The sequence below is a fragment of the Paenibacillus planticolens genome (assembly GCF_013141725.1).
GTDB lineage: Bacteria > Bacillota > Bacilli > Paenibacillales > NBRC-103111 > Paenibacillus_E > Paenibacillus_E planticolens.
Genome location: NZ_WHNZ01000048.1, coordinates 1 through 22,842 on the forward strand (window position 1 = coordinate 1; position 22,842 = coordinate 22,842).

Consider the following 22,842-nt stretch of genomic DNA (forward strand, 5'->3'; position numbering starts at 1 on the left):
GAAAAAGAATGCAAGGATTATTTTAATATAATTAAAAATTAAAAGAAGCACGTATTCACATACGCACTTCTATTGAATTTATTCCTTATGAATTTTGACACTCAGCACCAAGCCCATACAGAGCATATTAGTCATCAAGGAGCTACCTCCATAACTAATAAAGGGAAGTGCAATCCCGGTAAGGGGCATTAAGCCCGTATGCATGGCAATATTTTCGAAGATCTGCAAAGTAAACATGGAGATTACACCAATAATTAAATAAGAACCTGCCAGATCTTTAGATGAAATAGCAATATGGATCATTCGATATATGAGGAAAAAATATAAAAAGAGCAGCAAGGACGATCCTGCAAAACCAAACTCTTCACCAATTACAACATAGATGGAATCTGCATAATCATAAGGTATATAGCCGCCTTGAATCATAGTTCCGTGCAGATAACCCTCGCCCATCAATTGTCCGGAGCTTACTGCCTTTATTGAATTAAGTACATGATAGCTTTGGTCCGGATCGCTGGCGGGGTTAAGGAAAGTTTGAATCCTGTGCAGTTGATGGGGTTTGACGATTTTATTGAACAACGACAGATCGTAAAAATAAAGAGCTGTGACGCTGCCAATTACCCCAGCAATCGCACTTACCCCAACGATAGCGTGTTTTATAGGAATTTTGCCGATCCACATCATCCCGATTAAAATACATACAAATACAATGGAAGTACCCAGATCCGGCTGTTCCAGCACCATTAAAAAAGGAACGCCTACAATAGCTATCATCGGCAAGATATCACGAACCGGGCGCAAGTACTCGCCCTTCTTATCACCGAGCATTTTGGCAAGGAGCAATATAACGAATATTTTGACAAGCTCTGACGGCTGAAATTGAATAAAATGAAGGTCAATCCAACGTGTGGAGCCATTGATCGTCATCCCCTTGAATTTGACAAAGATGAGCATGAGTATTCCGCTAACATATAAGTAAATGGATAAGTGCCGAATAATGACATTGTAATCAATGAGCGCTACGCCAATCATAACGATAAAAAACACGAGAAACATAACCAGGTTGTTAATGTGAATTCCCGCGTATTTAGTGTTGTTGGTAGCGCTATAAATGGCCATCGTGCTAATAACCATGAAACATAGCAGGATAGCGAGCGTTGTAATATCGATTTTCTTGCCTCTAAATAGGATCTCTCGTAACACGTCTATGCCTCTCTCTCATTATTCTCTTTCCATCATAGATGAATTGATAGGCATGTTACAAATTATAAGTTCATGTGAACGAAAAAAGCTGCGTAAACTTCACGCAGCTTTTTGTATTTAACCTTGGCTTCCAATAAACACATACCGAGCAATAACTAGAACAGCAAGCACCCACATTAACCAATGAATCGGATAACGCGTCGAGCTTTTGCCGCTTAAGTTAGAAGCAGCCGCCAGCACCACATACGTTACGATACCAAAGGAAATCCCGTTCGCAATATTATAAGTGAAAGGCATCAATACGATTGTAAGGAACGCTGGGATTGCAACTACGAAGTCTTGAAAATCAATCTCACGGATGGACTGTACCATTAGTACGCCAACCACGATCAGAGCAGCCGCTGTAGCGGAGCCTGGAATCAACATAGCAATTGGGGCCAAGAACAAGGCGAGCAAGAAACATACGCCAGTCGTCACCGATGTCAGACCTGTACGTCCACCCTCTGCTACACCCGCTGCGCTTTCTACGAAAGCTGTCACGGTACTCGTTCCAACCAACGCACCGCCACTAACACCGATAGCATCTACGAACATCGCTTTGCCTACACGTTTATTGCCTTCTTCTTTGTTTTTCATAATCCCTGCACGGTTAGCCGTTCCAACCATTGTACCGAAGGTATCGAATAGTTCAACAAACGTAAACGTGGCAATGACGGATACAATCCCCGTTGTCATAATGCCTGCAAAATCAAAATCAGCAAAACGAAGCTTGGACAAATCCGGAACCCATGTTGTATCTGCACTACTCAGCGTACTCAAGTTAACCAGACCCATGAAATAACCGATCACCGTTGTTGCCAAGATCCCGATCAGAATCGCGCCACGAATTCGAAGCACCATAAAAATTGAAATCAGCAAGATCCCGATGATGGTTAAAATAACGCCTTTGTCATGTAAGGAACCCAAATGGAAGATCGTTTCAAAGGAAAGAACGTCCGTATACTGATGAGCTTTCAAATCTTTGCCGCTTTCGACAGCAACACTTAGGATGCCGCTATTTTTAAACCCGATCATGGCAATAAATAAACCAATACCTACAGTAATCGCATGTTTCAAGCTGTCAGGTACGGCCACAAGCAGCATCTGACGAACTTTCGTAACGGTTAATATGATAAAAATGATCCCCGAAATAAAGACTGCGGTTAGAGCCATTGAAAATGTAAATTTACCTTGCGATGTCAAAATAATCGTTGCAAAATAAGCGTTCAAGCCCATTCCCGGCGCAAGCGCAACAGGAAAGTTAACGAATAACCCCATGGCAATCGTCATGACACCCGCAGCAATCGCTGTAGCCAAGAAAATCGAAGTCCAGTCCCCGCCGGTAGCTCCCGATTTAAAAGCACTCAGCACGTCTGGGTTGACCGCAAGGATGTAAGCCATGGTCATGAATGTCGTTATCCCCGCCATGATTTCCGTTCTTACAGTCGTGCCGTTTTGTTTCAATTTGAAAAAGCGATCCATTTTTCCTACTCCTCCTAAGCGAATGGTGGAGAACAGCAAAAAACCCGGAATCATGTTGCCTGATTCCGGGTACGAAAAAGGAGCTTCCATATGAGGCCTGCCCCTTCTATGCATAACGCAAAGAGACGTCGTAACTCACACAGATACCGTTCCTTTTTTTCGTAGCCAGATCATTTGCGGTGATCTCGTAGAAACTCTCGGGCCAATCCCCAAGATTATACGAAAAACTGTTATCCATTTCACATTTTATTGCGAAACTAACCCTTTGTCAATAAAAAAGACGAACATTATTGGGTTAATTTTTCCCATAATGTTCGTCTTTTCTATTTATCTATTCCCACTCAATCGTAGCTGGCGGTTTGGACGTAATGTCGTACACAATACGGTTTACATTCTCAACTTCGTTCACGATACGAACCGAGATTTTCTCCAGCACATCCCACGGAATACGCGCCCAGTCGGCGGTCATGCCGTCGATGGAAGTAACCGCACGGATACCTACAGTGTAGGAGTATGTTCTTGCATCTCCCATAACCCCAACGCTTTTCATGCCCGGAAGAGCCGTGAAGTACTGCCAGATCTCGCGATCCAAGCCTGCTTTAGCGATTTCATCGCGCAGGATGGCGTCGGATTCACGAACAATTTTAAGCTTATCCTCGGTTACCTCGCCTAGTACACGAATAGCCAGACCAGGACCTGGGAACGGTTGTCTCCAAACGATCGCTGCAGGAAGACCGCACTCTTCGCCCACTTTGCGCACTTCGTCTTTAAACAAAGTTTTGAGTGGCTCGATCAGTTTGAACTTCATATCTTTCGGTAGGCCGCCTACATTATGATGCGATTTAATGGTATGCGCCGTCGCCGTACCGCTTTCTACGATATCCGTGTAAAGCGTACCTTGTGCCAGGAATGTAAAGTCATCGAACTTGCCGGATTCTTCTTCGAACACGCGGATAAATTCGGTACCGATAATCTTACGTTTTTGCTCCGGATCGTCTACGCCGGCCAATTTGCCGAGGAAACGCTCGCGCGCATCAATTTTGACAACATGCATGTCGAATTTGCCAACGAACGTATCCATTACGCTTTCCGCTTCGCCTTGACGCAGCAAGCCATGATCAATGAACATGCAAGTCAATTGCGGGCCAATCGCTTTGTGCAGCAGGATCGCAACAACGGATGAATCCACTCCGCCGCTAAGCGCGCAAAGCACTTTTTTGTCGCCGACTTCTTCGCGGAGTTCTTTGATCATATCCTCAACAAAGGAGGACATCGTCCAATCGCCTTCACAGCCGCAAACGCCGTAGATGAAGTTACGGATCATTTCGTTCCCTTGAATCGAATGGCGGACTTCCGGGTGGAATTGCACGGCATGAATGTTGCGATCACGGTTGCTCATCGCGGCAATTTCAAGGGAATCTGTGCTCGCTTCGATCACGAAGCCTTCCGGTAGAACGGAAACGTGGTCGCCATGGCTCATCCAGACCGTTTGTTTCGCGTCCAAACCTTTCACGAGCGGGCTTTCATTCGTAAACGAAAGATCAGCCTTGCCATATTCACGCGTATGGGCGCGTTCAACTTTCCCGTTCAATTGGTGGGCAATCAACTGCATGCCGTAACAAATTCCTAAGATCGGAATTCCCAAATCAAAAATTTCCGGATCAACAGCTGGAGCTCCTTCCCCGTACACGCTTGACGGACCGCCTGAGAACACAATACCTTTCGGCTGAATCTCACGAATTTTTTCGACTGTTGTGTTAAACGGCAGCAATTCGCTGTACACGCCCAAATCACGGATTCGTCTGGCAATCAGCTGGTTGTATTGGCCTCCAAAATCTAAAACGACGATCATTTCACTCGGTTTACTCATTATCCGACCTCCTAATTTCATAGCGATAAGGTTATGGGGGTCCCCTTGTCCACTTATCGCTATTTATAGGTACTAATTTTAAACATTAGGTACCTAGGATGTAAAGGGGTTTAATGTGTCTTTTGAATGGCTTTCCATATTGCCAATATCTCCCGCTTCGAGTATGAAGCAGAGATAGCGCTGTCATAGCGGATGCTTTCATAGATTAAGGCGAACCTGAGCAGTGCTTGTTGTTGTCCCGAATGCTTGAGCTTTAGCGCTGAAACGTAGTCCCGGACGGTTTGATCCTTAGGCTTGGCACCGTACTTACGAAATAACTGCATCCACAAACGATCCATAAAAGGAATTAGAGGATGCGGATTGTTGAGCCCGTTTTTGTAAAAGGGAAGAAGCGCCGCGCTAACCAAGAACCCTTTTCGCCGAAGAAGAAGGAAAACAAGGGCTAACAGCAGGATGCTTCCTATCAGCACCATGAGGAGGTTCCGGTTCGATTTTGCATAATCAAGCACCGTATTTTTCGCCGCAAGCAGCCACTCGCCCGGATTCGCCGTAAAATTCCCCGGCATCGGAATGTTCATGAGAGAAGCTGTCATCGCAGATTGCTCCATAGCCGCTGTCGTCAGGGTCTCTCTTGGATGATCGGAAGAAAGACCGGAGAATCCCGGCGTAGGCTCAAACGGCACCCAACCCATAGAGGGGAAATAAACTTCCACCCAGGAGTGCGCATCCTGATTGCGTACCAGCACCTCTTGAAGCGAATCCGCACCATCCCCGGAAGAGGAAGATTGCAGGGTTCCTGGAGCAAAGCCTTTTACCCAACGCGCAGGCACACCGACAGAACGCAGCATAACAACCATCGACGTTGAAAAATGATCGCAATAACCTGCCTTATCCACGAACAAAAAGTGGCTGACAAAGTCCTCGCTCCGACTTGGAGGCGTAGGCTTCTCAAGGCTGTACGTATAGGTATGACTCAAATATTGCTCGATCGCAACGGCTTTGGCATAGGGCGTCGCCCGATTCGCTGTCACTTGTTCAGCAATGCTGCGAACGGACCGCGGGAACGCCTCCGGCAGCTGCAAATAATCCCTTGCAATCTCGGCAGGGTAGCTGCCTGTATCCGAGTTCAGCAAGGAAGGATCTTCCTTGACGGGCTGCACGGTTATTTTGTAATACGAAAGCGGATCCGAGATATCGGGCAGAACCACTTTGCCGCTGAACGGAGAAGCAAGCAGAAGACTTGGCGTCAACGGCTTCCCACTTTCGGTCAGAAGCGAGTCTACCCCTGCTAGATTGCCTCCCATGAACAATTGCTTGTTCTGCTCCTTGCCGCTCCACAAAACTTCCTGCGTGACAAGCCGGTTTGCGCCGGTTTGAACAGGCGAAGCATAAGCCTCGAGCCCTTGATTCGTTTGGGTCCAACCTTTGCCGTTGTAAAAGTTTTTGGATTCACCGCGCCAGTAGGTAAGCTCGGAGGTTTTGGCTGCGAAAGCCGGAGTCGTGTCCACTTGGAGCGGACCGCCCAGGGAGGTGTCATTTTGACCGTAACCCGATTTGGCTGCAGCCCCTCCGGGATATTTCTCCTCATTGTAAAGTTCAAACAGACGATCGGACACATACGCCCAGCTTACCGGCTTCATCAGCGGTTCCGGTTCTGCCTGCCTGACCGAAAACCACGCTGTACCAGCCAGCGCCCCCACTACGACCAAACTAACTGCCATCCATCTAAAAGCGCTGCCAGGCCGCGTCGAAGCAAAGCCGTAGGTTTGCTCGATTCTCGAAAGATTGAGCAGCGACATCAGCAGCAGCCCATATCCTATTGTGCGCATGATGCCTTGAACGGTATCCGCACCAAAAACCAATTGCAAAACAACCAGATAAATCAGTGTGGCAGCGACGAACCACAGGCTGTGCTGTCTTTGCAGCATGAGAGCCTGAATGACGGAAATGAGCAGCGACCAGCCCAGCAAAAACAGCAAGGTCCTAAGTTCACCGCTGATGAGGTCGAAATGGCCCTGCATCAAGTGAGCGGCATCCTGAGCCATGATCCTCAGCAAATCAATCCCCCATGCTCCGGTTACGAAAGTTTCGCGGTTGAACATGAAACCAACGAAAAGCAGGATTAACACGCCTTTGGCGGTCCACCCCCATGCATAGGGAACTTTGAAACAATCTATGGCGATGCAGAGCGCAAAAACGACTAGAATCGGTCCGGTTTCAATCGACATATCTGCCATCCAAGCCAAAGGACTGAGCCATTCTGAAAGCAGCAAGAAAAGTAAGAGCGAGATCAGGATGTCTCGAAAAAAGGTTTGGCCGACCTCTGGTGATGTCTGCACGCCGGTAATCGCGCTGGCGCGGAAGACAGGACCTGACGGGATAGCGCCCGAAGAGCGTAAAACCTCATCTGTGGTACGGGACGATTTGGACGATTGAAAAAACATGCGCGAATCGCGCCGTGGCTCAAGCGGTTGCATCCGCGACACCTCCTTGCTTCGGCCATTGGCGAACGGGATGCGGCACTTCCGTGAAGGAGCAGCCTGCGCCCTGCAGCTGCGAAGCCATCTCTCGCTCAGCGACCGAGAGAGAAGGCTTGGCGTGCACGTAAATCACGTGCACGGAGCGGCGCCTGGCGCGCGCATCGAACATCGCGCGCACCAGCGCCGCATCCAGCGTCGATGTGATGCACAGCATCGACGCACCCGGCGGCAAGGCCGCCGCCTCTTTCCTGACGAGGTCAGGAAAGGCCAAGGCGGGCTTGCCGCCCACGCTCGCGAGCACCTCGTACGCGAGCGTCAGATCCGGGCGAATCGTCGGCGCGATTCGCTTGCCGTTCGAGCTGCTGGCGAAGCCGCAGCTCTCGCGCCCGCCGGCGGCGGCTTCAAAGAAGCCGGCCGCGAGGGCGACGCCCTTCTCCAGAAGCGGCTGAGCCGCTTCTGCCGCGCCGGCCGCCGGCGCCGCATCGAGCAGCAGCATCCGCATCGCGGAGGCGGCCTGCTCGGGGTCTTTGGTCATCAGCCGGTTCAGCCGGGCTGTGGATTTCCAGTGAATGCGGTGATAGGGATCACCGCTGGCATAGTCGCGGACACCGCTGATGAGCGGTGTCTCGGCTTTGGGGCCTCGGGCGGTGGACACCTCGCCATCGTCCGCTTGAAAAGTCATGCCGGAGTGGCCAAGCGTATCCGGCTTCGGATAGACGATGCAGCGGTGAAGATCGTCCCGGCGAGCTCTGCGTACGGCAAAGCCAAACAAGTCTCCGCTGACCGCTTCACACCCCGCGAATCGATAGACGCCGCGCATAAGCCCCGTTATTTTATAATGAAATAACATTGTGGACTGAAACCATGGAAAAAGCAGCTTGCTGTAGATCAGCTGCGCACCGCTTCCTTCATGCACCCACGTTTCTTTAATAACCATCCAAGGCAGTGGGATCTGTGCGCGGTGCCTGATATCCAGCGTAATTTTCATATCTTCCCCGGAAACAAAGACCTCATTTGACAACTGCCGGTTGATCGACAGTCCTTTGAACGCAAAGACATAAAAGATTCCGGCCTGCATCCAGATCAAGGTCAAGCAAATGCCTAAATACCAGGCGGCGAAACCGCCTTGCCGATAGGCCAGCAGAACCGACAGCACACAACCCACAAAGAGCAGCGACGTTTTACCCCAGCTTTTCATGAGTGCGCCTCCTACTTCGACGAAACATAGCGAAGCACTGGAGTTTGCAAAGAAGCGGATACCTCTGCCAAAATCAGTTCCGCCGACTTGCCCGTCATCCGGGCTTCGGAAGTCAGAATCAGCCGGTGCGTCCACACCGGAAGCACCAAATCCTTAATATCGTCAGGCACGACGAAGCTTCTGCCCTTCATGTAAGCAGATGTTTGCGCGGCACGCATCAACGCGTGGGTCGCCCTCGGACTAACGCCGAGGTACAAATCAGCATGTTCCCTTGTTGCTAACGCAAGGCGAACAATGAAATCTTTTAACGTATTATCAACATGAATCATTGCAGCTTCTCTTTGCAATTGCACAAACTCATCCTGCACAATAACGGGCTTCACCTGATCGATCGGATGGCGGTCCTGGAGTCGGTCCAGCATCAAAATCTCTTGATCCGGCGTCGGATAACCAAGCGACAGCTTCATCATGAACCGGTCCATTTGAGCTTCAGGAAGCGCGTAAGTTCCCTCGTAATCTACCGGATTTTGAGTTGCGAGCAAGACAAAAGGCTTGGGCAGTTCATATCCCACTCCGTCCACCGTGACCCGCTTCTCCTCCATTGCCTCCAGGAAAGCAGACTGTGTTTTCGGAGAGGTGCGGTTGCATTCATCCGCCAGCACGACCGGCGTCATTAATGGCCCGGGGCGAAATTCAAAATCGCCGGTCTTCGCATTAAAAACAGACACCCCCGTCACATCCGACGGCAGCAAATCAGGCGTACATTGAATTCTCTTAAACTCGCAACCAATGGTTTTGGCCAAAGCGCGCACAAGCATCGTTTTGCCCACGCCTGGCACATCCTCCAGTAAGACATGACCGCCGCTTAACATGGCTATAAACGCCTGCTCGATCGTCTGTCTTTTGCCAACAATGACTTTCTCCACGTTCAGGATCATCCGTTCCACGAGAGGCTGCGGCTGATCGAATATTCGGGTCTTCGACTGCATAGTCAAGAAGCCTCCTTATATAAGGGTATGCTTCTAGTTTTTCCAGTCTTCTACTATTTTAGACATTAGCCTGCCATGGCAAATAGAGAGTTTTTCAGACTACTATTATTGTCCCTAAGCATATACAAATGCCGGAATGTCATAGACACTTCTCGCCTGTCGGGCTCCATAACCGTCTCTGTAATTTGCCCGCCCAGGGATTCCACCGTTTTGCGCAGCGGAACGATAATCGATCCTCCCAGTAGCTCCATATCCGCTAAGTAGTAATCTGCTACGCTATTGCCCAATACATAGGCACGGATCGTTCTTGCAGGCAGATCATATTCAAGATCGTATACGCCATAATGGGCATTAGCCGTCTTCGTTTTCTCCTGCCAATGCACCTTTCCGCCTATCTGCTCAATCAGCAAACGCAGCGGAAGCTCAATCCGATTCGACCGCAGCTGATATTCCGCAGGCCCCAGCGTAAAGCTGCTGCCTTCCAACAAGCGGATCTGCAGCGGCAGAGCCGACTGTGCAGCGAGCGACTTCACCTCTTCGTCCGCAGAGGCTACCTTTTTTACAAGCTGCTCGTCTGTGTTCTTAAGCTCATCCTTTGTCTTCTGCGGCTCCAGATGCCCGTGCGCTAGAGCATATTGCTGCGTTTCCTTCAATAGCTGTTGAAAATGAGCCGCACTCATGCTTCTCGACCATTTGGATTTACCGACCCGAAACTGTTCGGGTTTCACATCTGTTGTCAGAGGTGCGAAAGCGTAACCCAGGTTTTTGTAATAGGCGATTACTTTAGGCAGTACCTCTACCGTCGACTCATGCCCCGTGCCATCATGGAACAGGACCGTTAATTCATGCTCCAGCGGCGATGCCTTCACGGTCTGCCATATCTCGCTTGCAGGGACATGGAGTCTCTTCGAATCTCCGCTGTCCACATTCCAGTCCACGACGGTATAGCCCGCTTGATCCATTAAATAGTAGTAATAGGAATCAAAATTCGTATAGGTTCCTCCAGGAGCGCGCACCAGTTGTGGGCGGACATCGGCGATATCGGCGAACACATCCTCGCTGCTCTGAATTTGATCCCAAAACGTTTGAAAATCGCTATAAAGCTCGTTATATACATGATTATAGGAATGATTGCCTAAGGTATGTCCTTCTTTCACAATCCTCTTTACCAAATCAGGGTGTTCTTTGGCTTGTTCACCCAGTGCGAAAAACGTCGCTTTCACGCCTTCTTCTTTTAAAATATCTAAAACCTTGCCAGTCAGCTTGCTGGGGCCGTCATCAAAGGTTAAATAAACTGTGGGCTGCTCCGGTTTTACATAGGTTTTTTCTGCTTGCACGCGTTTGCCGTTTTTGAGCTTTTGATAGATGTCTTGACCGTCTTTCTCGGAGTTTCCTTCCTCCTCCGAAGCCTTTACGGGAACAGCAGAGAGAAACAGTGAAACTAGTAATAGAATGACCATTGTGAGTTGAATTCCTTTTCGGCTACTGGTTGCATGGTGAACTTGAAAGCGCATGCGATGATCCCTCCGCTTGTTCTATCATTTTGGTAACTGATAGAGTATATGGGAGAAAAGCCGGGAGTATGTCTCTTGCGTAGCAACAAATATTGTAAGAGTTGTTCAATCAGCGCCTGCCGATTTGCAAAGGGAACTACAGTCCTCTATTCAGGCAAAATCGGCAGCTTTTACCGATTAAGCGGAACTACAGGGTCTTATTTACTCTAGGGTGCAGCAATTTCGCAGAATGGTGGGAAATAGCGGATCAGAGTTCCGTTTCATGTACCGAAACTCCACTTTTGGAGAAAATAGCGGACTATAGTTCCCTTTCCACCCCCTCTACTCTTCAAAACAAAAAAGCCGCCGAGATCACATCTCGACAGCCCCTTCTATTCCAACGCCACAACCGCATCCAACACCGATTGCACATGGTTCTTAATCCGCACCTTGCTCCATTCCTTCACAATGTATCCTTCCTCATCAATGAGGAAAGTCGAGCGCACAATGCCCATGTACTCACGGCCATACAGCTTCTTCAGCGCCCATACGCCATATTGCTCAGCCACCTGGTGGTCCGTGTCAGAAAGCAGCAGGAACGGCAGCTCATACTTGGTGATGAATTTATGATGGGCATTCAACTCATCAGGGCTGATGCCGATGACTTCCACCCCTAGCTCGGCGAACTTCCCGTTATAGTCGCGGAAATCGCAGGATTGCTGTGTGCAGGTCGGCGTGTTATCTTGCGGGTAAAAGTAAATGACGACTTTTTTCCCTTTGTAATCGTGCAGGGATACGCTGCTCCCATTGGATGCAGGCAGTGTAAAATCGGGGGCAAGACGTTTGATTGTCTCCGGCTCTTTTTTCTTAGCCATTCTCTGAACTCTCCTCTATCCATTCCTTCTTTTCTTCCTCCATTATGCGGTATTTGAAGCATCACATCAAACCGGCATGTCCAAAACTAGCATAGGGTAAGAAATATATGGTAGGTTTAATAGGAAGCTATAAACCTTAAAAGGAGTGAAGAAACGTCATGCTTCCTATCAAACGTATGTCACTGCTCTCCGTCTTGGGATTAACCCTGGCCGTCCCTACTCTATCTGTCTCTGCCGCAACGGTGAATGAAAGCTCGCTTGTGACTCGCGGTCAATTTGTGAAACAAATTGCCGATGAGCTGAAACTGGCACCTCTGAACAATCAAGCCGCTCTGCCTTCGGATGTAAGCGCCGAGTCTCTTTATGCGAATACGGTACGTGTCATGCTTGAACGCCACATTCTGCAAGGCTACTCCGACGGATCCTTTCGTTTGGATCAACCTGTCAGCCCCGCTGAAGCTGCGCTGATTCTGGGCAGATTCCTCGGCATGGCCGACAGCAAGGCACTCGCCGAATTGCAAAGTGATTTCGGTGTCGATTTAGGTCAAGCTTCCGGCATTTCCCGTGATGCTGCAGGGGCTGCCATCAAAAAAGCACTAGCGAACGACCCCTCGGTGTCCTCTTGGTTAGTTGCAGATCCGGCTTCGCCGACAGATTTGAAGACGTTCCGCGGTCACATGGAAATGGACATGCATATTCTTTTTAAACCCCATGCAGGATATCCGTTGGATAAGCTTCAAACAACCGTAAAATCGGACATCAGTTTTAATAAAGATCAAGGCATTCATCAATCCATCACGACCACGGCACCAGGCTCGGATATGGTAACAAGGACAATCCAAATGGAACAATATATGGTCAGCCAAGGCACTTTCATGACGATGCCGAATGCTGCGAATGATGGATTCGAATGGTATGACTTGTCCAAGCAGGTGCCATTTACCTTCGAACAGCTGATGGAGCTGCAGAAGAAAAGCATGGACATTAACAAAACCTTGGTTACGCCATATTTCTTCTATAAAGATCTCGGCACGGTCGAGAAAGATGGGAAACAGCTGCGCAAGGTCTCTGTCCGAGGCAAATTGACCAATACCGCCGATATCGTCAAGACATTGAGCGGACTTGGCGGCGGTCAAGATGCATTTAAAGATGTTCTTAACTCGCCTGCCATCGCAGGAATGAGCGTTTCCTTATCTGCCGTACTCACGGTCGACGAGCAAACTAAGCTCCCTGTCAGCATGGATGGTGATTATATCATTGCCTATGGCGAAGATCCGAATATTCCGCTTGACCATATGGATATGACCATGTCCATGACTTACCAGGATGTGAATCAGCCGGTAGATATTCAATTGCCGGAAGAAGCCAAGAAAGCAAAGCCGCTCCCTGTGCCTGCTCAATAATAGCCATGCAACATGCAAAGAACCTTGATTTCCGCTTTTCTGGAATTGAGGTTCTTTTTTGAGCGGTTGAGACCGTCCATTCGCGCGCACCGCTTTTTTCCATTACAATGAATGTTAGAAATTTGTCGCAAGCGGGTGATTCTTAATGTTTAAAATATTGCTGATCGAAGACGATGCCACGCTCTTCGCAGAAGTTAGGGACCGGCTCGCCCAGTGGTCCTACGATGTCCATGGCATAACGGATTTTGGCCGGGTGATCGAAACGTTCGCCGCCTTCAAACCAGACCTTGTGATTATCGATATCCAACTTCCGAAATTTGACGGCTTCCATTGGTGCCGCATGATACGGACCCACTCCAATGTGCCCATTGTTTTCCTATCCTCGCGCGATCATCCGACCGACATGGTCATGTCGATGCAGCTCGGCGCCGATGATTTTATCCAGAAGCCTTTCCATTTCGATGTGCTTGTCGCCAAAATTCAGGCCATCCTCCGGCGTGTCTATAATTACAATACAGAACCGCTCAAGCTGAAAACTTGGTGCGGCGCCACCATTGATTACGAGAAAAGCACGGTGGTGAACGAGGCGGGAACGATTGAATTAACGAAGAATGAAATGTTCATTCTCAAACTACTCATCGAACGCAAAAACACGATCGTAAGCCGAGAAATCCTCATTAACAGCTTATGGGACGATCAGCGGTTTGTCAGCGACAACACTTTAACGGTCAATGTCAACCGGCTGCGGAAAAGGCTGGACGAGCTGGGGCTGGGCTCATTGATCGAAACGAAGGTCGGTCAAGGCTATATGGCCACGGAAGAGGCTCATTTCCATGATTAGACGCTACCTCGCCGAAAGAAGAAGCTGGCTGCTTTTCTTTTTATCCGTGCAGGCTCTGTTTCTGCTTATCGCCTTCTTGGATCATACCATTCCCTTTGGGTCCATTCTATATATGGTCTTTCTATCGACGACGCTATTTCTGATATTTCTCGTTTTTCGCTACAACAAGGAAACACGCTTCTATAAGCAGCTGGAAGAACGGGACAACAACTTGGACCTTTCCAGCATAGATGGCGCTGGCAGTCCCTTCGAGAGTATCGTTGAGAACAGTATGACGAATTTGGCCGAACAGCTAGGCAGGTCGGCTTCCCGGCATCAGGTCGCGCTGGAGCAGGAAAAGGATGATCTGCTGGCATGGATTCATGAAGTTAAGACACCACTCACCGCTATGCGTTTAATGATGGACCGTATGGCGGATGAGACGATGAAAACCGCATTAACCTACGAGTGGCTGCGAATACACCTGCTCTTGGACAGGCAGCTTCACCAGAAGAGACTCCCGTTCATGGAGAATGACCTGTATATTGAACAGGTAGATTTGGAATCATTGACCTATACGGAAATTAAGCTGCTAAAAACATGGTGCATTCAAAAAGGCATTGGCTTCGATGTCGATTTCCAAGTGACAGAAGTTCTGAGCGACGCCAAGTGGCTCGCCTTCATTCTGCGGCAGCTTGTGACGAACGCTGTGAAATACAGCGATCCCGGCGCTGCGGATATCCTTATTCGAAGCCGCTGCTGCAAAGAGCGGATCGTCCTTGAGGTGATCGATCACGGCCGCGGGATCGAGCCGCAAGATCTGCCGCGCATCTTTGACCGCGGCTTTACCTCCACAGCCTGGCATCAGGATAGCGCAGCTACGGGAATGGGCCTCTATCTGGCGAAGAAAGCCGCCGAGGCGATGCTCATTCATCTAGCCGTGAAATCGGAGTCCGGCTCGGGCTCAACGTTCACCCTCACCTTCCCTCAGCCGAATGAGGCCGTGCGTATCACGGGCATGTGACAACATTGTCACATGCCTTTCTTCTTTGTTCGCCCGATCGCAGGAAAAACGGGGCGGCGCTTTTTATAATAAAGCTAACGAATAAAGGAGTGTGTGTCATGACAATTTTGGAAGCAGCCAAAATCCATAAAAGCTACGGCAACAAATTCAACAAGCAAGAGGTGCTGAAAGGTCTGGATATCCGGATTGAAAAAGGGGAATTTGTCAGCATCATGGGGGCATCCGGCTCGGGGAAAACGACCTTGCTGAATGTGCTTTCTTCCATCGACAAGGTCAGCCAAGGCTCGATTCAGATCGAGGGCAAGGAGATTACAGCCTTGAAGGAGAAGCAGCTGGCCGATTTCCGCAAGCGGCATTTGGGGTTTATTTTCCAGGATTACAATCTACTCGATACTTTGACGGTAAAAGAAAACATTCTCCTTCCGCTTTCCATTACCAAAACTTCGAAGGTGGAAGCCGAACATAAATTCCAAGCCGTCGCCACTGAACTTGGCATTTATGAAATCAAAGATAAATATCCGAATGAAATTTCAGGCGGTCAAAAACAGCGAACCTCCGCGGCCAGAGCGTTTGTTCATGAGCCGGGCATCATTTTCGCGGACGAACCGACTGGAGCGCTCGATTCCAAATCCGCTTCGGATTTGCTGCATAAGCTGAGCGGCATGAATCAGGGGCGGAAAGCGACGATCGTCATGGTCACGCACGACTCGGTCGCTGCGAGCTATGGGAGCCGTGTCATTTTCATCAAAGACGGACAAATCTACACACAGCTTTATAAAGGGCAGGAATCCAGGCAAGCTTTCTTCCAGGACATCATGAAAACACAAGCAGTTCTAGGCGGTGTGCAGAATGAGCATTAACCAACTGATCGTTCAAAATTTAAAAGCGAACATCAAGCATTACTATTTGTATGTGTTTGCTTTAATGTTCAGCGTCGCGCTTTATTTCGCTTTCGTCACCTTGCAGTACGATCCTGCCTTGGACCAGACCAAGGGCTCGATTAAAGGGGCCGCCGCCCTCAAAGCCGCCTCTATCCTGCTGATCGCGATTGTCGCCATCTTTAATCTGTATGCCAATAACATCTTTGTGAAAAGGCGCAGCAAGGAAATCGGTCTTTTGCAGTTGATCGGCATGACGAAAACAGCGATTTTCCGTATCCTGAGCACGGAGAACTTCATCCTGTATTTCGGTTCATTGCTAGCGGGAAGCTTTATCGGGTTCTCCGTATCCAAGCTGATTCTCATGATTTTATTCCATGTTACCGGTGTCGATGCCATCGCAACGCTGCATTTTTCCACCCAAGCCCTTGTTCAGACTCTTGTCGTGTTCGGAGCCGTCTACTTGTTTATCATGCTGGTCAATTATGCTTTTATTAAAAGACAAACGATTCTGTCGTTGTTCCGTGTCTCCACATCCACCGAAATCAAAGTAAAACGAATGTCTCTCACAGAGGCCATCCTCGGAATCATCGGAATCTGCCTCGTCCTGCTCGGTTACTATGTTTCGTCGAAGCTGTTCAGTGGTGATTTCACAACAATGGTCGAGCTGTTCACAGCCATGATCTTTATTCTGGCTTCGGTTATCATCGGCTCTTATCTGTTCTATAGAGGCTCCGTTCGTTTGCTGCTTAACGTCATCCGCAAGAAGAAAAACGGTTATTTGAATGTACGTGAAGTGCTCTCGCTCTCTTCCATCATGTTTCGCATGAAATCCAATGCCCTGCTGCTAACGGTCATTACAACCGTTTCCGCGCTGGCCATTGCACTGCTGTCACTCAGCTACATCTCTTACTATTCCGCTGAAAAAACAGCAAAAAACGACGTCCCTGCCCACTTTTCTATCACACAGAAGGAGGATGCCGACAAGTTCAAAGCGGCGCTGGATGCCCGTCACATTCTTCACAAAGATACGACCATTGATGTGATACAGGCGAAAGCTAACTTAAAGGGAATCCTTGCAACCAATATGAGCGGGCTTATGACCGATCCGGGCAGCATGACGCTTTCCGTGATCAGCGACAAACATACGCCCTCCTACGATATGACGCCTGAACAAACGATGTTTACGGGCACTAACGATCTGTTGAGTAACTTTATGAATTTTAAAGATTCGGGGCGAATCGAGTTAGGCGGACAGGGAGTCAATATCCCTTTAACCTATTTAGGCTCGAAAAAACAGTCGATTGTCTCTTGGTACTTCACAAACGGCGGCCTGCCGACAGCGATCGTTGACGATTCTGTCTTCCAACGGTTGAAGCAGGATCTGATCCCTTCGCTTCAGAAGCAATCCTCCACCTATCAGGGAATCGATATTGTGAATCCAGCGGAGCTGAAAACAGCCAATCAGATTTTCGGAGAACTTGGCTTTAACCATAATGAACGTTATGATTCCCGGTTGGATAGGACCCTTGGCCAGAAAAACAGAATGGGTCTCATTATGTTCATCGTCGGGTTCCTCGGACTTACGTTCCTGATTACATCGGGCTGCATTCTGTATTTCAAACAGATGGATGAGAGCGAGGACGAGAAACCGACCTATACCATTTTGCGAAAACTCGGGTATTCGCAAGAGGATTTGTTGGCAGGCATACGCCGCAAGCAGCTCTTTAACTTCGGAATTCCGCTTGTGGTGGGACTTTTCCATAGCTACTTCGCCGTCCAGTCAGGCTGGTTCCTGTTCGGAGCGGAGCTGTGGACGCCGATGATGATTGTCATGGCGCTCTATACCGCCTTGTATTCCGTCTTCGGATTCCTGTCCGTCCAACATTACAAGAAAGTCATCCGCAGAGCGCTTTGATCTGGACAGACAGCACATTCCTGTAGCAAAGGGAACTAGTGGGCCACCGCTACATGTCTGAGTTTATCGGGATTCAACACAATATAAACAGCCGCAACCCGATTATCTTCAATCTGGAATGTTATCACATTGCTCGGCTGCCCGTCCTCATAGGATACAATGCCCAATTGTCCATTCACCTTCATTAAGGCGTAGCTGAAACCAACCGGAACTTTGGCGAGCAGGCCGGATAAGAACAACGCAATGCGTTCCGCTCCCTCAATAGGGCGCACGGCCGCTCTGACCTTGCCTCCACCGTCTGAGTATAGGACAGCATCCGTTTTGACGATACGCAGCAATTGCTCGATATTGCCGGAAACTAAAGCATGCACGAATTGTTCAACGACAGCGTTGGCTCCATCATTTCCCGGCTGCCGGTGCGGCAAAGCCCCTTCAGAAGCGCCGCCCTGTTCGGCGAAGGTGCTGATCGCGCTTTTGGCCCTGCGGAAAATCTGACGGCAGTTCGTGCTGCTTTTGCCGACAATCTCAGCGATTTCCTCGTATTCGTATTGCAGCACTTCCCTCAATATGAAAACCGCGCGCTCTACCCAAGAGAGCTGCTGAAGCAGCAGCAAATAAGCGGTGGATAAGGACTCTTTTTGCGAATAAAACCGATCCGGCGCATCGTCCAGGCCCTCCGCCTTCATCAGTGGCTCCGGCAGCCACGGGCCTACATAAACTTCGCGGGTTTTGCTAGCGGAACGCAGCTTGTCGATGCAGCGATTGGTCACGATTTTGCATAAATACGCTTTAGCATTGTGAATGCCTTGCGGATTCTTCTCATTCATATAGAGAAATGCCTCTTGTACGATATCCTCCGCATCCATGACGCTCCCCAGCATCCGATAAGCCAACGAGAACAACAGCGGTTTATACGCGGTATACATCTGCCCAGCATCCCCGGTTATCTCCATAGTACGCACCTCCTCTTCATTTGCATTTTACGCCATGCGGCTGTTCTTTAAAATAGCTGCTGCCGCTCGTTTGGCGCTAGCCGCTGAAGCATCGGCGAGCATTTCGCCATGCGTGACCCAGTCTCCGGCCACATAGAGGCCGGGCACTCCTTCAACAGCCGGTCCCGTGAAACGTATCGTTCTACCGATGTGCAGGGTGTCGTGGACAACGGTAATATTGGGCATGAACTGCCGGGCCACCACTTCTTGTTCCCATCCCGGATGGAGGGTATTCATCACATCGATCATCAGTCGCTCGTCAGCCTTCGGATCGCTCTCCCCAGGTCCGTTGTACTTCACCAAATGCACAACCCGTATACCATTGTCACTTAACCGGGCATTCACGGTATGATGAGAGAAAAAAATCGGTTGATCAAGGCCCATGACAAAGTCCCGGCCTCGTTCAGGCAGCTTTCTCAATCCGAGGTCCAGGCATGCTGCCATGGACGGACGAGCCTGATCCTTCCACTGCTTTAGCAGGGTGCGGTCCGCTGCATCACTGACGAGCTTATACGTTTCGGAAGGAGAAGCCGTGCTGATGACATTCGATGCCCTGACCTCTTCTCCGTCGGCAAGCCTAACCTTTTGTACCTTGCCATTCTCCAGCAGGATTTCTTTCACGTCTTTGCCATTCACGATTTGCACGCCTGCTTGAATCGCCTTGTCTTTCAGCTGATCCACAATCGTTTGCCAACCTCCATGAAGGTAGAGAACGCCTTTTAAAGAACGCTTCACCTGTGCCAATACAATTCCTGCAAGCTGATAGTCAGGATCCTGCGCATAAGTGGCTGTCCTGCATAGCGAGTAAAAGATATGACGTACCATCGGATCCGGCATTTCCGCCTCGGCCCATGCTCTCAAGCTCATGTCAGGAATGCGGTTTGCGTCCATTTTGGCAAGCTTCATCACAAGCTGTATGAGCTGGATTTTGCTGGGCCATTTAAGCAGCTTCGAGGTGAGCATACTGCTCAAGTTCGCTGGCATGGGAACGATTCGATTGTTCCACATGGCATTCATCTTAGAGGGCGGATTGCCCCCATCCAGTCGAACGCCCAGTTCTGCCAAAATCGCGTGCGCCTGGCCCGCACGGTATAACGCATGCCCGCCTAAATTAAGGAAGGCGCCATTTTTCTTATTCGTCTTCGCCCTGCCGCCCAAGCGCCCCGACTTCTCAAATATAACGACGGATTGCCCGCCTTTCGCTAAATCAATCGCCGCGATAAGTCCCGCCAAGCCTCCGCCTATGACAGCTGTATCGTACTGGTTTACCTCAGATTTATTCAACTCCATCATCCTGCATCACCCTCCGTTTTCTCATTTCGATATATAAGGCGAATGAGGCAATGGTTTTGTGACAAAAGTTAAGCTTGTTTTTCGGTGTTAACGCAGACCCGTACAACAAAAAACCTCCGACTCACAGAGTCGAAGGCCAAGACCTGATTACGATCCCGCGCCGCGGTACCGCTTCACGCCAATATTCCAAACCGTAATGCCAATAAAACTGAAAACAATTCCCATGACCGGTGTCAGCAGCGCAAACCACTTCCAATTCGCCGGATCGATGAAATACGCAGCGGGATAAAAGCCCACGAAAGCAAACGGCAAAATCCACGTCAAAATGCTGCGCAGCAGCTTGTTGTAAATCGTCGCCGGATAGCGTCCATAGTTCTGGATGTTCCAGATCAGCGGCAAAATGCCCGTCGGAGCATCGGAGAAAAAGGCAAGCGACGTCAGCGAGATATACACGCCCGCATAAATCAGAATCGATCCCACAACCATCACGATAAACATCAGCGGATCAGTCCAATGGAACGGAAGTTCCAGCTGCACCCAGGAGTAAATCATGACAATCAGCCCCGCCAGCGCGCTGAAGAGAGACGCGGGATCCAGATTTTCAATCATCAGCTGCCATAAGTTATAAGCCGGCCGGGTCAGGATACGGTCCATTTCCCCTTTAACAATATATCGTTCACTGAATCCCCACAGATTAAAAAAAGTGATGAATATGCCATACGGGATCATAAAATAACCGTAAATGAACAAGATTTGTTCTTGATTCCAGCCGCCCAGCGATTGTGTTTGCATAAAGACAACGAGAATGAAGAATAAGTTAAGCCCATTGAACATCAGATCGGAAAGCACTTCAATCCAGAAGTCGGATCGGTAGGTGAGACGGGTTTTCATGTAGTTTTTCAAATAATCGACAACTAGGGAGACATAGAACATCTTCTGTTAACCCCCCTGTACGAATAAACGCGTTTTGGATTTAATCCAGAGGACGGCCATCGGGATGAGCAGAAGCACGAACCATAACACCTGCACGCCAAGGTTTTGGAAAATCGCAGAGCCTGAAATTTTTCCAGTGAACACTGCGCTCGGCAAGTACGTAATTGCTTGAAACGGCAGCCATTCCAGAACCGATTTGGACCATCCCGGGAAAAAGGAGATCGGAATAATCAAGCCGGAAAACAGGTCGACCGCAACGCGCTTCATGCGCATCAGGCCTTCGTTATTTTCCAGGAAGAACGCAAACAACCCGGTAATGATATTAAGCTGCGTATTGATTAAGAAGCTGAAAAACAACATGACGAAATAGATCAGCCACAGGTTGGGATCACTTGGGAATTCAATCGGCAGCAGCAGCCAAATGAAAATCATGCCCGGCGTCGTGAAAAGCAGCAAACGGAAGACACCTTCACCGAGTCCCTGCATCATTTTCACAAACACATAATTGTACGGCCGAATGAATTGGATCGCTACGCTGCCGTCGCGAATTTCATTGGCAATTTCCCGGTCTAAGTTATTGAAGTAGAATGCGCGCCCCATCCAGGAAATCGCTACATAGGTGGTCATTTGCCCCAGTGTCAGGCCGCCGATCATCTCTTGCCCGCCATAAATCGCTTTATACACAAAATAGTAGGACCCAATATTGAGGGCATAAATCAAAATGCCGCTGTAGTAATTCACCCGGTAAGCGAGCATCATGAGGAAACGCATGCGAATAACTTCCAAGTACGCGCTAAGCATGTGTGACGACTCCCTCTGGCTGCTTGGCTTCCTCTGGACGTTTCACATCGGCTGAACCTGCTTTATATATTTCTCGTACAATGTCATCTGTGTTGGTTTCATTGATTTTGATATCCTGAATTTGCACAACGCCGACCACGCGGCCCAGCACTTCAGACACGTTGGCACGCTCGAAAGGGATAAACACTTTGGCGGACAGTTCGTTCTCAAGCTGCCACGCCACATCCAGACCCTGCGTCAGCTCCTGAAGTCGCGGCAGTGTGATCGGATGCTCGAACTGGAGCACCACTTCCTTGCCCTTGCCCCACTTGATTTTCAGCTCCTCCAGACCGCCGTCATAAATAATACGGCCGTCATCGAGCATAATAACACGCGAGCAAAGCGCCTCAATATCCTGCAAATCATGCGTAGTCAACAGGATTGTCGTCTCGTAGCGCTGATTGAGTGATTTCAGAAATTCACGAATTTCTGTTTTCACGACGATATCCAAACCGATGGTTGGTTCGTCTAAGAAGAGAATCGCCGGATTATGAATCAGCGAAGCGGCAAGCTCACAACGCATCCGCTGCCCCAAACTCAATTTACGGACAGGTCGTGATAATAAATCGGATAATTGCAGGCGATCGACAAGTTCGTCGAGACGCTTTTTGTAGTCGGCTTCGGAGACGCGGTACACCTTTTTCAACAACTGAAAAGATTCAACTACGCCGATGTCCCACCACAGCTGACTGCGTTGACCGAACACGACGCCGATTCCGGCTACGAACTTCTCGCGCTCTTTAAAAGGAACGAAGCCGTTGACCTTGATATGTCCTGAAGTTGGGACAAGAATACCGGTCAGCATCTTGATCGTTGTCGATTTACCGGCGCCATTTTCACCGATATAACCGCAAATTTCGCCTTTGGGAATTTGAAAGCTAATGTCTTTTACAGCTGTAATGTGCTTGTATTCCCGATGAAACAAATCTTGAAAGGCACCTTTTAGGCCACCGCGGCTCTGTTGAACTTGAAATTCTTTGCGAAGCATTTCTACATCTATGGCTAACATGAATTTCCCCCCTGTCCCTGTAGACTCGGCTACATATAACGGCAAAAATCGCCGTAACTTGCTATCGAAGTTTCATAGCATCTATAATATGGATCATAAAGCT

At 49.1% G+C, this 22,842-nt stretch carries 18 protein-coding genes and 1 riboswitch; of the genes, 5 read left to right on the forward strand and 13 right to left on the reverse strand.

The window, feature by feature from the left end; all coding sequences use genetic code 11:
* Window positions 1-78 precede the first annotated feature (78 nt).
* The 8 genes from rodA to bcp all read right to left on the reverse strand — a co-directional run bounded on the left by rodA (window position 79) and on the right by bcp (window position 11,629).
* Window positions 79-1,203 carry a rod shape-determining protein RodA gene (gene rodA, locus GC097_RS22955; protein WP_312875722.1) on the reverse strand — a complete coding sequence of 375 codons (1,125 nt, stop codon included), beginning with the start codon at window positions 1,201-1,203 and terminating at the stop codon, window positions 79-81.
* Between the two features lie 117 nt (window positions 1,204-1,320).
* Window positions 1,321-2,724 (reverse strand): NCS2 family permease, encoded by a 1,404-nt coding sequence (locus GC097_RS22960; protein WP_171685639.1) that lies wholly within the window; start codon window positions 2,722-2,724, stop codon window positions 1,321-1,323.
* A 142-nt stretch (window positions 2,725-2,866) separates the two neighbouring features.
* Window positions 2,867-2,967: riboswitch (purine riboswitch) on the reverse strand.
* 88 nt (window positions 2,968-3,055) lie between these two features.
* Window positions 3,056-4,594: a glutamine-hydrolyzing GMP synthase gene (gene guaA / locus GC097_RS22965; RefSeq protein WP_171685640.1), complete on the reverse strand. Its 1,539-nt coding sequence runs from the start codon at window positions 4,592-4,594 to the stop codon at window positions 3,056-3,058.
* 110 nt (window positions 4,595-4,704) lie between these two features.
* Window positions 4,705-7,071 carry a transglutaminase-like domain-containing protein gene (locus GC097_RS22970; protein WP_171685641.1) on the reverse strand — a complete coding sequence of 789 codons (2,367 nt, stop codon included), beginning with the start codon at window positions 7,069-7,071 and terminating at the stop codon, window positions 4,705-4,707.
* On the reverse strand, window positions 7,058-8,272 hold the full coding sequence (locus GC097_RS22975; RefSeq protein WP_171685642.1) for a DUF58 domain-containing protein: 1,215 nt from the start codon (window positions 8,270-8,272) through the stop codon (window positions 7,058-7,060). Before GC097_RS22975 ends, GC097_RS22970 begins: the two co-directional genes overlap by 14 nt.
* 11 nt (window positions 8,273-8,283) lie before the next feature.
* Window positions 8,284-9,261, reverse strand: a complete 978-nt coding sequence (locus GC097_RS22980; protein ID WP_171685643.1) for an AAA family ATPase — start codon at window positions 9,259-9,261, stop codon at window positions 8,284-8,286.
* Between the two features lie 65 nt (window positions 9,262-9,326).
* Window positions 9,327-10,775, reverse strand: a complete 1,449-nt coding sequence (locus GC097_RS22985; protein WP_171685644.1) for a polysaccharide deacetylase family protein — start codon at window positions 10,773-10,775, stop codon at window positions 9,327-9,329.
* Window positions 10,776-11,146: 371 nt separating this feature from the next.
* Window positions 11,147-11,629, reverse strand: coding sequence for a thioredoxin-dependent thiol peroxidase (bcp, locus tag GC097_RS22990; RefSeq protein ID WP_171685645.1), 483 nt, complete (start codon window positions 11,627-11,629; stop codon window positions 11,147-11,149).
* Window positions 11,630-11,787: 158 nt separating this feature from the next.
* Between bcp and GC097_RS22995 the strand changes: the two genes are divergently transcribed.
* The 5 genes from GC097_RS22995 to GC097_RS23015 all read left to right on the forward strand — a co-directional run bounded on the left by GC097_RS22995 (window position 11,788) and on the right by GC097_RS23015 (window position 17,672).
* On the forward strand, window positions 11,788-13,032 hold the full coding sequence (locus GC097_RS22995) for an S-layer homology domain-containing protein (protein WP_171685646.1): 1,245 nt from the start codon (window positions 11,788-11,790) through the stop codon (window positions 13,030-13,032).
* Window positions 13,033-13,177: 145 nt separating this feature from the next.
* Complete coding sequence (locus GC097_RS23000; protein ID WP_171685647.1) at window positions 13,178-13,873, forward strand: response regulator transcription factor; 696 nt, start codon at window positions 13,178-13,180, stop codon at window positions 13,871-13,873.
* On the forward strand, window positions 13,866-14,876 hold the full coding sequence (locus tag GC097_RS23005) for a sensor histidine kinase (RefSeq protein ID WP_171685648.1): 1,011 nt from the start codon (window positions 13,866-13,868) through the stop codon (window positions 14,874-14,876). Before GC097_RS23000 ends, GC097_RS23005 begins: the two co-directional genes overlap by 8 nt.
* A 98-nt stretch (window positions 14,877-14,974) precedes the next feature.
* Window positions 14,975-15,736 (forward strand): ABC transporter ATP-binding protein, encoded by a 762-nt coding sequence (locus GC097_RS23010; protein WP_171685649.1) that lies wholly within the window; start codon window positions 14,975-14,977, stop codon window positions 15,734-15,736.
* Window positions 15,726-17,672, forward strand: coding sequence for an FtsX-like permease family protein (locus GC097_RS23015; protein WP_171685650.1), 1,947 nt, complete (start codon window positions 15,726-15,728; stop codon window positions 17,670-17,672). Before GC097_RS23010 ends, GC097_RS23015 begins: the two co-directional genes overlap by 11 nt.
* Before the next feature lie 35 nt (window positions 17,673-17,707).
* Here GC097_RS23015 and GC097_RS23020 read toward each other — a convergent pair whose 3' ends face one another.
* The 5 genes from GC097_RS23020 to GC097_RS23040 form a co-directional block, all read right to left on the reverse strand.
* Window positions 17,708-18,625 (reverse strand): RNA polymerase sigma-70 factor, encoded by a 918-nt coding sequence (locus tag GC097_RS23020; RefSeq protein ID WP_171685651.1) that lies wholly within the window; start codon window positions 18,623-18,625, stop codon window positions 17,708-17,710.
* A gap of 27 nt (window positions 18,626-18,652) precedes the next feature.
* Complete coding sequence (locus GC097_RS23025) at window positions 18,653-19,957, reverse strand: phytoene desaturase family protein (RefSeq protein ID WP_246294415.1); 1,305 nt, start codon at window positions 19,955-19,957, stop codon at window positions 18,653-18,655.
* Window positions 19,958-20,104: 147 nt separating this feature from the next.
* On the reverse strand, window positions 20,105-20,890 hold the full coding sequence (locus GC097_RS23030) for an ABC transporter permease (protein WP_171685652.1): 786 nt from the start codon (window positions 20,888-20,890) through the stop codon (window positions 20,105-20,107).
* A 6-nt stretch (window positions 20,891-20,896) separates the two neighbouring features.
* The gene (locus tag GC097_RS23035) at window positions 20,897-21,691 is read right to left on the reverse strand and encodes an ABC transporter permease (protein WP_171685653.1); all 795 of its coding nucleotides are present in this window, start codon (window positions 21,689-21,691) and stop codon (window positions 20,897-20,899) included.
* The gene (locus GC097_RS23040; protein WP_171685654.1) at window positions 21,684-22,739 is read right to left on the reverse strand and encodes an ABC transporter ATP-binding protein; all 1,056 of its coding nucleotides are present in this window, start codon (window positions 22,737-22,739) and stop codon (window positions 21,684-21,686) included. Before GC097_RS23040 ends, GC097_RS23035 begins: the two co-directional genes overlap by 8 nt.
* Between the last annotated feature and the right edge of the window lie 103 nt (window positions 22,740-22,842).

What these genes read in the sequence shown, in the direction of transcription:
- GC097_RS22960 (WP_171685639.1), bottom strand. Translation starts at nt 2,724, where the DNA reads ATGGATCGCTTTTTCAAATTGAAACAAAACGGCACGACTGTAAGAACG.
- guaA (WP_171685640.1), bottom strand. Translation starts at nt 4,594, where the DNA reads ATGAGTAAACCGAGTGAAATGATCGTCGTTTTAGATTTTGGAGGCCAA.
- GC097_RS22970 (WP_171685641.1), bottom strand. Translation starts at nt 7,071, where the DNA reads ATGCAACCGCTTGAGCCACGGCGCGATTCGCGCATGTTTTTTCAATCG.
- GC097_RS22975 (WP_171685642.1), bottom strand. Translation starts at nt 8,272, where the DNA reads ATGAAAAGCTGGGGTAAAACGTCGCTGCTCTTTGTGGGTTGTGTGCTG.
- GC097_RS22980 (WP_171685643.1), bottom strand. Translation starts at nt 9,261, where the DNA reads ATGCAGTCGAAGACCCGAATATTCGATCAGCCGCAGCCTCTCGTGGAA.
- GC097_RS22985 (WP_171685644.1), bottom strand. Translation starts at nt 10,775, where the DNA reads ATGCGCTTTCAAGTTCACCATGCAACCAGTAGCCGAAAAGGAATTCAA.
- bcp (WP_171685645.1), bottom strand. Translation starts at nt 11,629, where the DNA reads ATGGCTAAGAAAAAAGAGCCGGAGACAATCAAACGTCTTGCCCCCGAT.
- GC097_RS22995 (WP_171685646.1), top strand. Translation starts at nt 11,788, where the DNA reads ATGCTTCCTATCAAACGTATGTCACTGCTCTCCGTCTTGGGATTAACC.
- GC097_RS23000 (WP_171685647.1), top strand. Translation starts at nt 13,178, where the DNA reads ATGTTTAAAATATTGCTGATCGAAGACGATGCCACGCTCTTCGCAGAA.
- GC097_RS23005 (WP_171685648.1), top strand. Translation starts at nt 13,866, where the DNA reads ATGATTAGACGCTACCTCGCCGAAAGAAGAAGCTGGCTGCTTTTCTTT.
- GC097_RS23010 (WP_171685649.1), top strand. Translation starts at nt 14,975, where the DNA reads ATGACAATTTTGGAAGCAGCCAAAATCCATAAAAGCTACGGCAACAAA.
- GC097_RS23015 (WP_171685650.1), top strand. Translation starts at nt 15,726, where the DNA reads ATGAGCATTAACCAACTGATCGTTCAAAATTTAAAAGCGAACATCAAG.
- GC097_RS23020 (WP_171685651.1), bottom strand. Translation starts at nt 18,625, where the DNA reads ATGGAGATAACCGGGGATGCTGGGCAGATGTATACCGCGTATAAACCG.
- GC097_RS23025 (WP_246294415.1), bottom strand. Translation starts at nt 19,957, where the DNA reads ATGATGGAGTTGAATAAATCTGAGGTAAACCAGTACGATACAGCTGTC.
- GC097_RS23030 (WP_171685652.1), bottom strand. Translation starts at nt 20,890, where the DNA reads ATGTTCTATGTCTCCCTAGTTGTCGATTATTTGAAAAACTACATGAAA.
- GC097_RS23035 (WP_171685653.1), bottom strand. Translation starts at nt 21,691, where the DNA reads ATGCTTAGCGCGTACTTGGAAGTTATTCGCATGCGTTTCCTCATGATG.
- GC097_RS23040 (WP_171685654.1), bottom strand. Translation starts at nt 22,739, where the DNA reads ATGTTAGCCATAGATGTAGAAATGCTTCGCAAAGAATTTCAAGTTCAA.